This window comes from Atlanticothrix silvestris CENA357 (assembly GCF_016056295.1).
Taxonomy (GTDB): Bacteria; Cyanobacteriota; Cyanobacteriia; order Cyanobacteriales; family Nostocaceae; genus Atlanticothrix; species Atlanticothrix silvestris.
The window spans coordinates 141,232-154,369 of the sequence record NZ_JAECZB010000092.1; the positions used below are offsets into that span (position 1 = coordinate 141,232).

The 13,138-nt window shown below is 41.2% G+C and carries 14 protein-coding genes; 4 read left to right on the forward strand and 10 right to left on the reverse strand.

What is annotated here, in order from left to right; all coding sequences use genetic code 11:
* Positions 1-1,163: 1,163 nt before the first annotated feature.
* The 3 genes from I8751_RS22840 to aat all read right to left on the reverse strand — a co-directional run bounded on the left by I8751_RS22840 (position 1,164) and on the right by aat (position 3,276).
* Positions 1,164-1,400 carry an EamA family transporter gene (locus I8751_RS22840; RefSeq protein WP_214441384.1) on the reverse strand — a complete coding sequence of 79 codons (237 nt, stop codon included), beginning with the start codon at positions 1,398-1,400 and terminating at the stop codon, positions 1,164-1,166.
* A complete protein-coding gene (locus tag I8751_RS22845; RefSeq protein ID WP_214441385.1) occupies positions 1,397-2,278 on the reverse strand; it encodes a methylated-DNA--[protein]-cysteine S-methyltransferase in 882 nt (293 codons plus the stop codon). Before I8751_RS22845 ends, I8751_RS22840 begins: the two co-directional genes overlap by 4 nt.
* Positions 2,279-2,700: 422 nt before the next feature.
* Positions 2,701-3,276 (reverse strand): leucyl/phenylalanyl-tRNA--protein transferase, encoded by a 576-nt coding sequence (aat, locus tag I8751_RS22850; protein ID WP_214441386.1) that lies wholly within the window; start codon positions 3,274-3,276, stop codon positions 2,701-2,703.
* Positions 3,277-3,372: 96 nt separating this feature from the next.
* On the opposite strand from aat, the gene I8751_RS22855 reads away from it, so the two are divergent.
* Complete coding sequence (locus I8751_RS22855) at positions 3,373-3,702, forward strand: hypothetical protein (protein ID WP_214441387.1); 330 nt, start codon at positions 3,373-3,375, stop codon at positions 3,700-3,702.
* Between the two features lie 58 nt (positions 3,703-3,760).
* On the opposite strand, the gene rpsN is transcribed toward I8751_RS22855, so the two are convergent.
* The 3 genes from rpsN to rseP form a co-directional block, all read right to left on the reverse strand.
* A complete protein-coding gene (gene rpsN / locus I8751_RS22860) occupies positions 3,761-4,063 on the reverse strand; it encodes a 30S ribosomal protein S14 (RefSeq protein WP_214441388.1) in 303 nt (100 codons plus the stop codon).
* Between the two features lie 208 nt (positions 4,064-4,271).
* Positions 4,272-4,955, reverse strand: a complete 684-nt coding sequence (nth, locus tag I8751_RS22865; protein WP_214441389.1) for an endonuclease III — start codon at positions 4,953-4,955, stop codon at positions 4,272-4,274.
* Positions 4,931-6,037, reverse strand: a complete 1,107-nt coding sequence (gene rseP / locus I8751_RS22870) for an RIP metalloprotease RseP (RefSeq protein ID WP_214441390.1) — start codon at positions 6,035-6,037, stop codon at positions 4,931-4,933. Before rseP ends, nth begins: the two co-directional genes overlap by 25 nt.
* A gap of 663 nt (positions 6,038-6,700) precedes the next feature.
* On the opposite strand from rseP, the gene I8751_RS22875 reads away from it, so the two are divergent.
* Positions 6,701-7,357: a Nif11-like leader peptide family natural product precursor gene (locus I8751_RS22875; protein ID WP_214441391.1), complete on the forward strand. Its 657-nt coding sequence runs from the start codon at positions 6,701-6,703 to the stop codon at positions 7,355-7,357.
* 234 nt (positions 7,358-7,591) lie between these two features.
* On the opposite strand, the gene I8751_RS22880 is transcribed toward I8751_RS22875, so the two are convergent.
* The 3 genes from I8751_RS22880 to I8751_RS22890 form a co-directional block, all read right to left on the reverse strand.
* The gene (locus I8751_RS22880) at positions 7,592-9,178 is read right to left on the reverse strand and encodes a glucose-6-phosphate isomerase (RefSeq protein ID WP_214441392.1); all 1,587 of its coding nucleotides are present in this window, start codon (positions 9,176-9,178) and stop codon (positions 7,592-7,594) included.
* 113 nt (positions 9,179-9,291) lie between these two features.
* On the reverse strand, positions 9,292-9,549 hold the full coding sequence (locus I8751_RS22885; protein WP_214441393.1) for a cytotoxic translational repressor of toxin-antitoxin stability system: 258 nt from the start codon (positions 9,547-9,549) through the stop codon (positions 9,292-9,294).
* A gap of 65 nt (positions 9,550-9,614) precedes the next feature.
* Positions 9,615-9,812 (reverse strand): hypothetical protein, encoded by a 198-nt coding sequence (locus tag I8751_RS22890; RefSeq protein WP_214441394.1) that lies wholly within the window; start codon positions 9,810-9,812, stop codon positions 9,615-9,617.
* Between the two features lie 182 nt (positions 9,813-9,994).
* Between I8751_RS22890 and I8751_RS22895 the strand changes: the two genes are divergently transcribed.
* Both I8751_RS22895 and I8751_RS22900 read left to right on the forward strand, forming a co-directional pair.
* Entirely contained in the window at positions 9,995-11,140 is a 1,146-nt protein-coding gene (locus tag I8751_RS22895) for a branched-chain amino acid ABC transporter permease (protein ID WP_214441395.1), read from the forward strand.
* Positions 11,130-11,912 carry an ABC transporter ATP-binding protein gene (locus tag I8751_RS22900; protein WP_214441396.1) on the forward strand — a complete coding sequence of 261 codons (783 nt, stop codon included), beginning with the start codon at positions 11,130-11,132 and terminating at the stop codon, positions 11,910-11,912. The genes I8751_RS22895 and I8751_RS22900 overlap by 11 nt, the downstream gene beginning before the upstream one ends.
* 317 nt (positions 11,913-12,229) lie before the next feature.
* Here the strand turns inward: I8751_RS22900 and I8751_RS22905 are convergent, their stop codons facing one another.
* A complete protein-coding gene (locus tag I8751_RS22905; protein ID WP_214441397.1) occupies positions 12,230-12,814 on the reverse strand; it encodes a DUF2087 domain-containing protein in 585 nt (194 codons plus the stop codon).
* Positions 12,815-13,138 lie beyond the last annotated feature (324 nt).

Sequence of the window (13,138 nt, forward strand, 5' to 3'; positions counted from 1 at the left end):
TCTTCACCAGATATAATATTACTGTTCCACCCCAACACCCTGCGGCAGAAACAGCGCCTTCTGCAACTCAAACAATTCCTGGAAAGATACCAAGCCAAAATAGTCCAGATGGTAACACTCCTACTCCAGGCGCAAACAGGGATACCTCTACTAATACTAATAGTGTCACTCCGGGCATAAACAGTAATACTTCTACAACAACTACTTCACCTCAAGGTGCAGGCCAGTCCGACAGTACATCTAATAATGGTTCTTCTAGCACTGGTAATAGTAGTACGGGAGACTCTGCTCAGTAACTAACTGAAATCTTTACCCACTTGGTACTACCAACATCTATAGAGGTATGTACCAAGTAAAACAAGTCTTAAGAAAAATTTCCGAATTGTTGCGACAAATTAATGCTAGTCAAGTTTAGTAAACACAGGGATCAGCTTTAAAAAGAGAATGCTACATTAAGAGCAAGGTACAAGAAGGTTAAAGCTTGATTAAAAAGCCTTGAAATTAGAGCCTGTACCTCCTGCTCTGATATCCTCGCAATTATATCTCATTGACGCATCTAGTGAAAGTGTTTTGTTTCGAGTTTATTTTGATTTTTGGAGGTTTTTGAACGTACAGCCAGAAATGCCTGCCTATTGGAATTAAAGATGCTCAATGCTGAAAATGATGATTGCGAATAATGTCCACCTTATTTGAGTTATTTTTTTCTGTTTCCTAAAACGATTACATATTTAATAACCGCCCTAAGTTACTGATACTTCTCCATCGTAGCTTTGGGCGGTTATAGTTATGTTTAAATAATTTGACACTACTATGGCATAGGTGCAGCTTTCAGAATTTCTTTGTGTAATAACTAGTTGTACTGCTTGAGAGATCGGTTAGGGCAGTATTTCAAGGTTACTGGTAAAGCGTTGAATACTGAGTTACTACTCATCGTTTGTTCTGTCAACTAACTTCATTTTGAACAGACCATTTGTGATCGCCGTTCCTAGCAAAATCAAACCACATCCCCAAATCATTAGACATCTTACATAAATACTTTGGTATTACTGCAAATATCTTTAAAAGCTCGCGCAAAGGCAAGCCAGTGCGCCCTTGCGGTTCCACGACTTGTAGCAACTGGCGCGCAAAGACGCAAAGGAGAACGCTAAATCTAGTTCTACATTTCAATGTTTAAATATTCGTGCAAGAGGTCTAATAAAAAGTGGAATCCAATTCCGTCGAATCTCATGCCAAAGATTTAAGCGGACTAAAATTGGCAGCAATGCTAAACCTGCTAGTAAGACGCGAAACTCAATCAGCCAAACTGGACCTAGTACAGGTGCTGCAATTCGCATAAATAAAAACGAACCACCCCATAATGCAGCAAGTAGCAAAAGTTCAGCAATCTCTAAACCTTTCATGTCAACTCCTGCCCTATTTTCTGATTTCGACTCGCTTCCCAACCCAGTAGAACTGTTTTACGCTCCAATCCCCACCGGAAACCGCCCAACTCACCGGACTCCCGAATCACTCGATGGCAGGGAATTAAGTACCCAACTGGATTACTACCTAATGCGTTGCCGATGGCTCTCGCAGCAGTTGGACGACCCATCGCTTCCGCTAAACCCTGGTAAGTTGTGATCCCTGCAAACGGAACTCTTAAGAGCGCACGCCAAACTTGAATTTGGAAATTAGTTCCTTTAACAAAAAGAACCAAGGGTTTGCTGTGAGATGCAACTGGCTCGAAAATGCGATCACAGATCTCTTTAGTTGTTTGTTGATCATGTATGATGTCACCATTTGACCACTCTGATCGGAGAGTATGTTTAGCAGCATCTTTGCTGGTTGTATTCAGGAAATGAAGATTGCAGATGCCACGAGAGGTTGTTGCAATCAAGCATTCACCAAAAGGGGTTTGATGAATTCCATACCCAATCTGTAACCCTACGCCCCCTGCCTTAAACTCACCGGGTGACATAGCTTCCAACTTCACAAATAGATCGTGTAAACGCCCTGGACTTGATAAACCAGTATCTACAGTGAGATCTAACAGGCTAGCTGTCTCAGTGATTTTTGATTTTGCATATTCCACTGTCAAATATTGCAAAAAACGCTTGGGGCTGATGCCTGCCCATCTTGTAAATAGTCGCTGAAAGTGATACTCGCTGAAATGCACATGTTGAGCGACGGTTGCTAGGTCAGGCTGATTCAAATAATTTTGACGCATGAACGCGATTGCCTTGGCAATGCGCTCATAGGTTTCGCTGTCATAGGTGCTGGTTTCTACTGAAGAATTCATATTACTTACTGGTTTCATCATACGTCCACCATGCAATCCTCAATTTATCTGTGGCAGAGGTTCAATGCCACCCGTTTCTTGCTATCTATAGATCTCGTCTAGCCAGCAGTACAACAACGCGATGGAGCGTCACTTTTGGTAATTATTATCAATGTCAGTAGACTGAAAACTTTTGCGATCGCTAAAAAATAATAGCCTGTGATACCATTTTTGGAGAAAAGTGTAAAAGCTGATTACTTGGGAAAATGATAAGTTTAGCTTATTAATACAATCTAAGAATACGGTTTTTTTGACAATAATCAATTTTGCAGATATCAATCACGGAGCGACTGCAAAAGTTTTCGGTATACTGAACAATACCTCAACTGAATAGCAATACTAAATAATTTGTAAACAAAAAGTATAAAATTTATTGTATTTTATTATACTAAACAACAGTGAGATTGCAATGCTTTGTTGAGTAAAGCTTGATATTCTTCATCCATAACACCATAAGCACCAAATCTTTCTAAGTGTGGATTCATCATTTGGGCATCGAATAGCACAAATTGCCTTTGACGTAATCTTTCCACTAACTTGACCATTGCGACTTTTGAGCCGTCGGGAATGCGGTAAAACATCGATTCGCCAATGAAAGCGCCACCAATGACAATTCCTAAAATTCCGCCAGCGAGTTCGTCACTTTGCCAAGTTTCAAAACTATAAGCATACCCTGTCTGGTAAAGTTGCCAGTAAATCTCTTGTAATTCTGGTGAAATCCAAGTGGTTTCGCGGTTAGCACATCCAGCGACTACAGCCTGAAAGTCACGGTTAATCGCTACGGTAAAACGCTCTTGGTTTAAGACACGTTGCAAAGACTTGGGGTAGCGAAATTTTTCATTCAAAGGAATTAAAGTGCGATCGCGACTTCCATACCACCCCAGGCCGTTGCGGTCGTCAGCCATGAGAAAATAGCCTTGGGCATAGCCTCGAATAATAGCAGCGATGTCATATTGCATAAATATAAAAAACGCCAGAGAAATACAACTGGATGTTAACAATCATCCAGTTGTATTTCTCTGCGACTTCCTTAGCGTTCTTCTGCGTTTAAAAAAATGACTGAGACAATTCCACCTATCACCCTACCACCATCTGAAAATCCTCACCTCGAAGGTGAATGGTTGCAAGAGCGTTTATTGAGGTGGCTAGATACAGAATTTATCCCGGAAGCCATCAATCACACAATTTCTCAACGAGCAGCACAGATTTTTGTGCGACAGCGCATGGAAGGAGAAAATGACCTTGGTTCTCTGGTGATTGCCATTGTCACAGAGATGCAGGCATTTGATTTTTCCAAAAGTTTTTATGGAGAGTTTGCGATCGCCAACGCTGTCAGCGATCTACTCTTAGACAGTCTAGGCATAGACCGTTGCTGCGGTCAATAATTTTTGTCAGTTGTCAGTTGTCAGTTGTTAGTTGTTGCAACTGACCACTAACCACTGACTACCAACTAGACTTAACAACTCCAGGTAAAAGACCTTCATGTGCCCATTCCCGTAGTACGTTCCGAGATAGCCCAAAGTCCCGGTAAACACCTCTAGGGCGACCAGTTACCCAACAGCGGTTGCGGCGACGGTTAGGCGCACTATTACGCGGTAGCTGTTGGATTTTACGATGAATTTCTAACTTTTCTAAGGGAGATTCAGTAGTTTTGAACTCGTCTAGCAAAGCTTCCCGCTTATCAGCGTACTTTTCTACCATTTTGGCGCGCTTTTTCTCGCGCTCAATCATGCTCTTTTTTGCCATACATTCTCTAACTTAATTTAGACAGCATTTTCCATTCTACAATGCCCTATGAATTTTAGTGGTGTGTCAAGATAGTTTTGAGGGTTCGTAGTAAGCACTTTAGTGGTTAAAATTCAGGACTAAAGTCCTGACTACGAAATTAATTATTTCCTCAGAACTAATAGACCACTAGGGCTGCTTTTGTCGCCAATGCCCCATGCCCTATGTCCTATGCCCTAATTTTGTTCGCAGTAGGGCATAAATCAGCAAGTTGACAAGCTTCACAGGCGGGAGACCGTGCTTTACAGATAGCACGACCATGATAAATTAGCCGAATCGACCAATTTTCCCAATCTGGTTGGGGTAACAACCCCATTAAATCTTTTTCTATCCGAACGGGGTCTGGATGCTGAGTTAAACCTAAGCGTTGGCTGAGGCGTTTAACATGAGTGTCTACAGTCACCCCAGCATTAATGCCATAAGCATGAGCCAAGACTACATTTGCTGTCTTTCGCGCCACACCTGGAAGTTGCAACAATTGTGCCATTTGGTTGGGTACAACAGAGTCAAATTCAGTGACAATCATGCGACATGCCGCTTGAATATTTTTCGCTTTATTGCGATAAAACCCTGTAGAACGCACCAAATTTTCTAATTCTACTAAATCCGCGATCGCCAAAGTCGCTGCATCAGGAAATCGAGCAAATAAAGCTGGTGTTACTTTATTCACTCGTTCATCTGTACATTGAGCCGAGAGAATAGTAGCGACCAGCAGTTGCACTGGTGTTGAGTAGTTCAAAGAGCAAGTTGCATCTGGATAAAGACGCTTCAGGCGAACTAGAATTTCTAGCGCCCGTTGCTTGTTGGATAGTGATTTACGCGTGGTACTCACTGAAACAATTTTTGTACCCATTCCAACTGGCTAGTAAGCTGGGTGGTTTCTTTGACAATGAGAAAAATTCCCAGTCCTAACAGTAGCATTAAACCTGTTTGCATCACACCTTCTTGGACACGGTTAGGTAAAGGCTTACCGCGCACACCTTCAATCAGCAGAAACGCCAATTGTCCACCGTCTAAAGCTGGTAAGGGCAAAATATTTATAATTGCCAAGTTAATGCTGATTAAAGCTGCAAAGAAGAACAAGCTGCCTGTATCATTTTGGGCAATGCTGGAACCAATTTGGACAATTTTAATTGGCCCAGCTACTTGGCCAGCTGTTTCGCCAAAGTTAGTAATTAGCTGTCCAAAGCCTTTAAATGTCATTGTGATGATGCGCTGAAATTCTATTGCACCCATGTTCAAAGCTTTCAGCGGGTTAGTAATGGCATGACGTTCTACTTTGACGTTGGGAGAAAGTCCAATACCAATACTACCTTCACCGTTGGATTTAGCTTCGGGAACTATGTTCAAAGCTAACTTTTGGTCGCCACGGGCAATTTCTAATTTAACTGGCTTACCTGCATTCGTTTTAATGATTTCCCTTAAAGCCTCTAACTCTTGCTGCGATGTGCCAAATTCTCTTTGATTAGCAGCTAAGATCACATCTCCTTTTTGAATACCTGCTTTTTGGGCTACAGAACTAACATCTGGTGCTAGCTGCTGGATTAAAACTCCTGGTTGGGGGGGGCTAGTTTGTGGTATGCCAACGAAGCCAATCTGCGCGACTAAAAGGAAGTAGGCAAATATTAAATTTGCGATTACTCCTGCGCTGATGACGATCGCCCGATCTAAAATTGGACGATTACGCAGCAAATTCGGGTCATTGGGTGGAATATCACTATCTGGATCATCGTCGGGAAAGCCAACAAAACCACCCAAAGGAAAGGCGCGGATAGCATATTCGGTTTGTGATCCTTGGTACTTCCAAAGAATTGGGCCAAACCCTAAAGAAAAACGGTTAACGTGAATACCTTGAGAACGTGCTGCAACAAAATGTCCCAGCTCGTGTACCAAGATCAAAACAGCCAAGACTGCGATCGCTGCTAAAACTGACATAGAGCAAATTAGTGAAAATATTAAGCTATCTAACTTATCTCTATTTTAAGATGTGCGACAAGCATACAGCAGGGAACAGGAAACACTTCGACTACGCTCAGTGCATCGCAGGGAATAGGAAATAGGGTTGAAACTCCCTTGGTATATGGCTTTGTTATGGAAATTTGTACTTAATTTCCCTGAAATCTGCTGTAGTATTTGTCTTGACTCGTCCAAATTAAACATTTTTGCAGTTTGTTTAAGTTGTTTGTAGTTATATAGTGTTTTTTTACACAAATAATAGTGTGATTAATTTTACTTTTGAGGCAGTTTATTAATCAAAGGAAGACAGTACAGCTAGTTTATTTTACTACTTCTGTTTTTCTATAATTTATATGGTTGATTTCAAAATTATTGAATTGCGATCACTAGTTTAAAGGCTATCTAGCTATAGATTACGGTATGTAACAAAAAAAGAAGCGATCGCTTTATTTGAATATCGACTCAGTATAATTTTCTTTTTGGTTTTAAAATTTACAAAACTTTTACACTTAGTCGCTGTGTAACTTCATTTACATGATATAGTGTATTTAATACTGTCGAAGAACTAACTCTCTACTGAGTACAGTGATATTTATTAATAGTTAGGCTCTACTGAGTTAGAGGCTATAAGAGAGATGACTTATGTATTATCATCTGTGGAATTTTTTCTTAAAAGAAGATCAGTATCTTTTCTGGAAAGAGAAGATAAAACTTAACAAAAAATCTGATAAACTTACTTGGCAAAACATTATCGATTTTTTGGGATTAATAGAGCAAACCTTTTTATTAAAAAGTCAATTAGGAGAAACTAATACTCTTGAGCAGTTTATCAAGTTGTCTACAGAAAATGGTTATCACTTTACCGCAGAGGAACTTGCTTGGTTCATAACTACGAGGAAACAGATTTGGGATCTTTTTGATTTGGCGCAAAAAACCCCATCTCTTAAAGAGCAATTGCTAACAGCCAAACATCCCCAGGATTTTATCAAAATAGCTACTGAGAATGGCTACTATTTTTCCGTGGAAGAATTAGCCTGGCTCTTAACTGAAATCAAAGCATCTCCCGAATTAGTATCTATTAATAACAGTGTTGGAGAGATTCTCGCAGTATCAAACTACGGCAGAATTGAAACAGGATATTGGATTTGGCTAGCAGAAGATTGGGGAATTGTACCACCATTTTGTCATCGTCATCAGCTAGGCACTTTATTTTCTGAATATATGGATAATCCTTTTCTACCCGATCGCTGTTTTTTACCTAAAAGTTACTTTAATCAACGTTTTTTAAGTCGGGTGTAATATTAATTCGTAATTCGTAATACTCGCCAAGGGCGAGAAGCAAGCTACGTAATTCGTAATTAAGACACACTTCAAGAAGGGTTAATACAGGCGTTTTATGTCTACTACTCTCTCGTACGTAGAAAAATATATAAAGTAAAGCACCCTGAAAATTGAAACTGGATGTTCAATCTGGGATGCTTTACAGTGAAAAATTGTTGTGTATGCAACAATACTTGAGAAAATTGTGATGTGTTAGCTAGCAGAAACTTTCAAACTACTTGGTTGACCTAGATCACCTTGAAGAACCACGCCTCGGTGATTAGCGTACAGATGACGTAGAATTTTGTAGATTGCTTCAACTTGGTCAGCAACACCTGCTTTCTCGGCAACTTCTTCCAAAGAAAGGGCAGTTTTTTCTTTTTGCAGTACTGCTACTACTCGTGTTTGTAAGTCGAGAATGGCGGCGGCGGCTTTTTTACCAGCTTCCACCCCTGGTTGATGGTAAGCGTTGATATTTACCAAGCTGGCATATAAACCAACAGCACGTTCATACAAAGCAATTAATGCCCCCACAGTCCGAGGATTGACTTGGGGAATAGTGACTGTAATCGAATCGCGGTGATTTTCGTAAAGTGCTTGTCGAGTTCCTTGGAGAAAACCAGAAAGAAAATCGCCCGATGTTACTCCAGGTTCTATTTCTGGAGAGGGTCTATTACGATCTTCCAAAACTTCGATTAGGGTAGCAAAGAAATTTGGTACACCCTCACGTAACTGTTGGACGTAAGCATGTTGATCTGTAGAGCCTTTATTGCCATAAACGGCAATACCTTGATAGACAGTCTTACCGTCTAAGTCCTTTTCCTTACCCAAGGATTCCATCACTAGCTGTTGCAAATAGCGACTGAACAACAGTAGGCTGTCCTTGTATGGCAGGACAACCATATCTTTTTCACCCCGTCCATTACCAGAAAAATACCAAGCCAAAGCCAATAAGGCAGCAGGATTATTTTTCAAATCCCGAACGCGGGTAGCGTCATCCATTTCTTTTGCACCATCAAGCATGGCGCGAACATCAATACCCTGCAATGCTGCTGGTACTAGCCCCACAGAAGACATTTCTGAAGTGCGTCCTCCCACCCAGTCATACATGGGGAACCTAGCTAACCAGCCTTCAGCTTGTGCCACTTTATCTAGGTTGCTATCAACACTGGTAATAGCTACAGCATATTTAGCAAAATCTAAATTATGTCCAGCATAGGCTTTTTTGACTTCAATCATGCCGTTGCGGGGTTCCGGTGTTCCTCCAGATTTGGAGATGACTAAAACTAAGGTACTAGCAAGGTTATTTCGCAGATGATTGAGAATGCGGTCTATACCTGCGGGATCACTATTGTCGATAAAGTGAATTTTGAGAGGTGGGAAATCAGGGGAGAGGGCTTCAGCGACAAATTGTGGGCCGAGGGCAGAACCACCAATCCCAATAGAGATCACATCAGTAAAACGGCTGGCTTTAGGAGGATGAATAGCACCTGTTTGGACTTTTTCAGCAAAGGCTTCGATATTTTCTAGAGTTTGGACAATTTCTTGTGTAAGTTCTGGAGTAGGGGCTAAATCAGGATTTCGTAGCCAATAGTGGCCAACCATGCGGTTTTCGTCAGGGTTAGCGATCGCACCCTTCTCTAATTCCGCCATATCCGCAAACGCCTTGTCAAACTTCGGCAGCAACGACTCCACGAAAGCGTCATCAAAACGCATACGACTTACATCTAGGTAAAGTCCTAATCCCTCGTGGAAATATAACCAATTTTGGTATCGTTGCCAAAGTGCCTTTGCATCCATAAGGGAAATCTCAAATAAAGTGTTTTTCCAAAACAAGTTTAATGTAAGGATAGAGCGATCCCTGCCTAGCCTTATACAGTTTACAGTTTTAAGTGTTGGTCTAAGTCCTCACCTTAAACATCTGGCATAGGTATGACCCGGAGAAATTTGACAATTTCGCCCCTAATCTCTATACCAATGAGATAATTATCTATGGTAAAACGATGAAAAATCCTTCCACTATCTAACTGCCGTAAGTCTGGCAGACAATGCAAAGGCCCCTTTTCAGCAAACTCAAAAAACACAAAATCATATACCCGCTGGTAGGCAGCTGGCTCTAAACTCTTCAGGTCTACTAAAAAAGACCTGGCATAGCGCACTTCCAGACTCACTAGGCGTTACCTTAACCAAAATTTGAGAGCTATTTACTTCGCATCAGCTTGAAAGCATTTCTGATTCAGAAAAACATTAATACTTGTATCGCTTCTTCACGGGTTAAGATATCCCACGGTTGCTGCGATTGTTTGACTTGTTGTATTGCATTGAGCATATAAAAGTCGCAATGTAAATCGTGGAGAGCATTCCAACCCTTTTCTAGTTCTTCATCACCTAACTGCTCGATTAAGTGATGAATTCTAATTCGCAGCAGATTCATAATTTTATTGATAATATTACCCAAAACTCAAAGATATTATTCCCAAAAATGGGCAATGGATAACGTCAAAATGGTTACTAAGCAGCGGGACAGAGGAGCAGGGGGAGCAGGGGAAGATGAGGAAGATATAACGATAATTAACAACTGACCACTGACCACTGACCACTGACAACTGATTAAATATGATTGACTATCTTATCTTTCTTGCAATTTCTACAGCAATTTTTGCCCTGTTCAGCTTGGGACTCAACTTACAATGGGGTTTTACAGGGTTAATTAACTTTGGTCATATTGCTTTTATGACTCTAGGAGCTTATACAACAGTATTGTTAAGTTTAAAGGGTGTTCCCCTGCTTATTTCAGCAGTGATTGGGGCAATAGTCGCTGCTTTGTTAGGTTTAATAATTGGTTTTGCAACTCTGCGCTTGCGGGAGGATTATTTGGCAATTGTCACCATCGGGACGGGAGAACTAATTCGTTTGGTGGTAAATAACCAGGAATTACCTGTAGGTGACACTTGGATCTCTGGAGCGTTTGGAGTACAAAGTTATCCTCTACCGTTATCCACAGCACCTAATCTGTTTTTCAGACTAGTAATGATTGGACTGCTGACGCTGTTGGCTGTGGTAACTTTCTTAGCCTTATGGCGATGGATTCGGACTGCTCAAAAATCTTTGATTGCTGATTCATCTCACAAAATAGGTAGTAAGCAAGAATTAGTAACACGTTTGGGAGTAGGAATTGTATTCGCCCTTTTGACGATCGCAATTTATATTTCTGGAGTCGTCCGGCTGTATAACTACGACCCACAAACTTTTCCCAAAGCAAGTTTGATGCTGTTGGCGTTGTTGGTGTTAGCTTTTGTGTTTTGGCGCTTGGAAACTTTGGTGCGATCGCCTTGGGGTAGAGTCCTCAAAGCTATCCGTGAAGACGAAGAAATACCCAAAGCAATGGGAAAAAACGTTTTTTGGTATAAAGTACAATCGCTGATGCTTGGAGGGGCGATTGCCGGCATCGCTGGTGCTTTCTTTGCCTGGCAACTTAGCGCTATTTATCCTGATAATTTCCAACCACAGCTAACCTTTGACGCTTGGGTCATGGTGACTTTAGGTGGTTCTGGGAATAATGTCGGTACAATTTTAGGTGCGGTGATTTTCTTTGCTTATGATGCCATCACTAGGGAAGTATTACCAAGATTCGTCCCTCTTGATGAGGCGCGTCTCGGTGCATTTCGCATCATGGTAATTGGTTTAATTTTGATGGTACTGATGATTTGGCGACCTCAAGGTATCTTAGGGAAAAAGGAGGAACTTACTCTTGGTAAATAACCAGTCATCTCCACCTCCCTTATTGGTAGCTACTGGACTTTGTAAAAGTTTTGGTGGTATTAAAGCAGTTAGTGAGGCAAGAATTGAAGTTGCAAAAGGCAGTATTACTGGCTTAATTGGCCCTAATGGTGCTGGCAAAACTACTTTGTTTAATTTACTCTCGAATTTCATTCGCTCAGATAAGGGACGAGTGATTTTTGACAGCGAACCTATCCAGCATTTACAACCATACCAAATAGCCCAACAAGGGCTAGTCCGAACTTTTCAAGTTGCTCGGACTCTCTCGCGGTTATCAGTGTTAGAAAATATGCTATTGGCAGCACAAAAACAAACAGGTGAGAATTTCTGGCAGGTGCAGTTGCAGCCGCATGTTGTAGCTAAAGAAGAAAAGCAACTGCAAGAGCAGGCAATGTTTTTATTAGAATCCGTGGGATTGGCTCAAAAGGCGCACGAATATGCAGGTTGTTTATCTGGGGGACAACGCAAACTGCTAGAAATGGGACGGGCGTTGATGACTAACCCCAAGTTAATTTTGTTAGATGAACCAGCGGCAGGAGTGAATCCGAAACTGATTAATGATATATGCGATCGCATTGTCACTTGGAACCGTCGGGATGGCATGACATTTTTGATTATTGAACACAATATGGATGTGATTATGTCCTTGTGCGATCGCGTTTGGGTACTAGCTGAAGGGCAGAATTTGGCTGATGGTACGCCAGCGGAAATTCAAAATAATCAGAAGGTTCTAGAAGCCTATTTAGGAAAATAATCTGTGATCTAAAAATATATTTGAAAGCTACAGATCCCCGACTTTCTTGATAAGTCGGGGACTTTGTTTATCATAGTTACATTTTATGAGTATTAGGGAATATTAAATTATGAAAGCTTAGACCCGAATTAAATGGTAGCTGATTTGTCGTAGGGTAGCGTTTGAAAATGTCAATAACTCCTACTTTCAACTAATGGGATTTCCAGGAAATAAATTATCCCATTTTGTGGGATGGGCAAGATGCCCGCACCACAAGAAATTTTTGGATATTTTTTTGTTTGTCAGTTCCTAACTTGCAAATCATTCGAGAATTACGCCTATGTTATGCGCCAATAAACCCCATTTTCTCGTTGCATTAACTGGTAGCCAACTAATTCTCGCCGTAAGGTAGCGCAGTCAGGATGGTAGCGCTTGAGAATTTCATTCACTGTGCGTTCGGGGTACTGAACCCCCGGATCAAATTTGTTGGCTAACCACTTGAGAATGACTAAGCGCTTTTTACGACTAGCGGGAATTTCTTTGAGGCGTTGCCTTCCGTTCAGTCCGTCAGTATCAGCCTCTAAATAGTTTTTCATGACTTTGCTTTCCCAGGCTTCAGTATCCACATCGTCCATCAAAGAGGCTATTTTCTCAGCTGTGAAAATTTCCTTGCTGATGCTTTGTAATACTTCGCTATCCAACTGATACAGACGGCTATTGCCATCAGGGCGCATAGTCACTAAATTTAGCTGCCTAAGTCTGGCTAGATGGTGAGATACCGTTGGCTCTTTGAGTTGCATGAGTGCCGCCAATTCTTCGACGCTGCACTCCTGATTCGCCAGGATACCCACAATCTTCAATCGGCTTTCGTCCGCCAAAGCTTTAAAAAATTGCAGCAGGGTCTGAAACTGTTCTTTGTTCATAATTTGTTATGCTTAATTAGATTTCAATCTAATTAGAAAGAAATCAAATTAGTCGTGTTGTTCTCCTCCGATGCACCAGAGGCTTGGTTTACAGTTAATCTTGAATTAATGTTAATTTTGGGATTCATTTTGTAAAGAATTGAGATTTCTTAAGTTGTTCTTTACATTTCGCTATGTTAATACCCCAATGAGAAGGCAAGGGAGCAGGGGAGCCAGCGCGATCTTGGGGGTTTCCCTCCCGCGGCGCTGTCTCACCATGCCCAATGAATGCCCAAAGGAATCAGCATCATTTATCAAATAGCTGATCTGATATGTTTTTAATTG

Excerpts from the sequence above, each read along its gene's own strand:
- I8751_RS22840 (WP_214441384.1), bottom strand. The coding sequence starts at position 1,400 with ATGAAAGGTTTAGAGATTGCTGAACTTTTGCTACTTGCTGCATTATGG.
- I8751_RS22905 (WP_214441397.1), bottom strand. The coding sequence starts at position 12,814 with ATGAACAAAGAACAGTTTCAGACCCTGCTGCAATTTTTTAAAGCTTTG.
- rpsN (WP_214441388.1), bottom strand. The coding sequence starts at position 4,063 with ATGGCAAAAAAGAGCATGATTGAGCGCGAGAAAAAGCGCGCCAAAATG.
- I8751_RS22880 (WP_214441392.1), bottom strand. The coding sequence starts at position 9,178 with ATGGATGCAAAGGCACTTTGGCAACGATACCAAAATTGGTTATATTTC.
- I8751_RS22845 (WP_214441385.1), bottom strand. The coding sequence starts at position 2,278 with ATGAATTCTTCAGTAGAAACCAGCACCTATGACAGCGAAACCTATGAG.
- I8751_RS22890 (WP_214441394.1), bottom strand. The coding sequence starts at position 9,812 with ATGAATCTGCTGCGAATTAGAATTCATCACTTAATCGAGCAGTTAGGT.
- nth (WP_214441389.1), bottom strand. The coding sequence starts at position 4,955 with ATGGGTACAAAAATTGTTTCAGTGAGTACCACGCGTAAATCACTATCC.
- I8751_RS22875 (WP_214441391.1), top strand. The coding sequence starts at position 6,701 with ATGTATTATCATCTGTGGAATTTTTTCTTAAAAGAAGATCAGTATCTT.
- aat (WP_214441386.1), bottom strand. The coding sequence starts at position 3,276 with ATGCAATATGACATCGCTGCTATTATTCGAGGCTATGCCCAAGGCTAT.
- rseP (WP_214441390.1), bottom strand. The coding sequence starts at position 6,037 with ATGTCAGTTTTAGCAGCGATCGCAGTCTTGGCTGTTTTGATCTTGGTA.
- I8751_RS22895 (WP_214441395.1), top strand. The coding sequence starts at position 9,995 with ATGATTGACTATCTTATCTTTCTTGCAATTTCTACAGCAATTTTTGCC.
- I8751_RS22855 (WP_214441387.1), top strand. The coding sequence starts at position 3,373 with ATGACTGAGACAATTCCACCTATCACCCTACCACCATCTGAAAATCCT.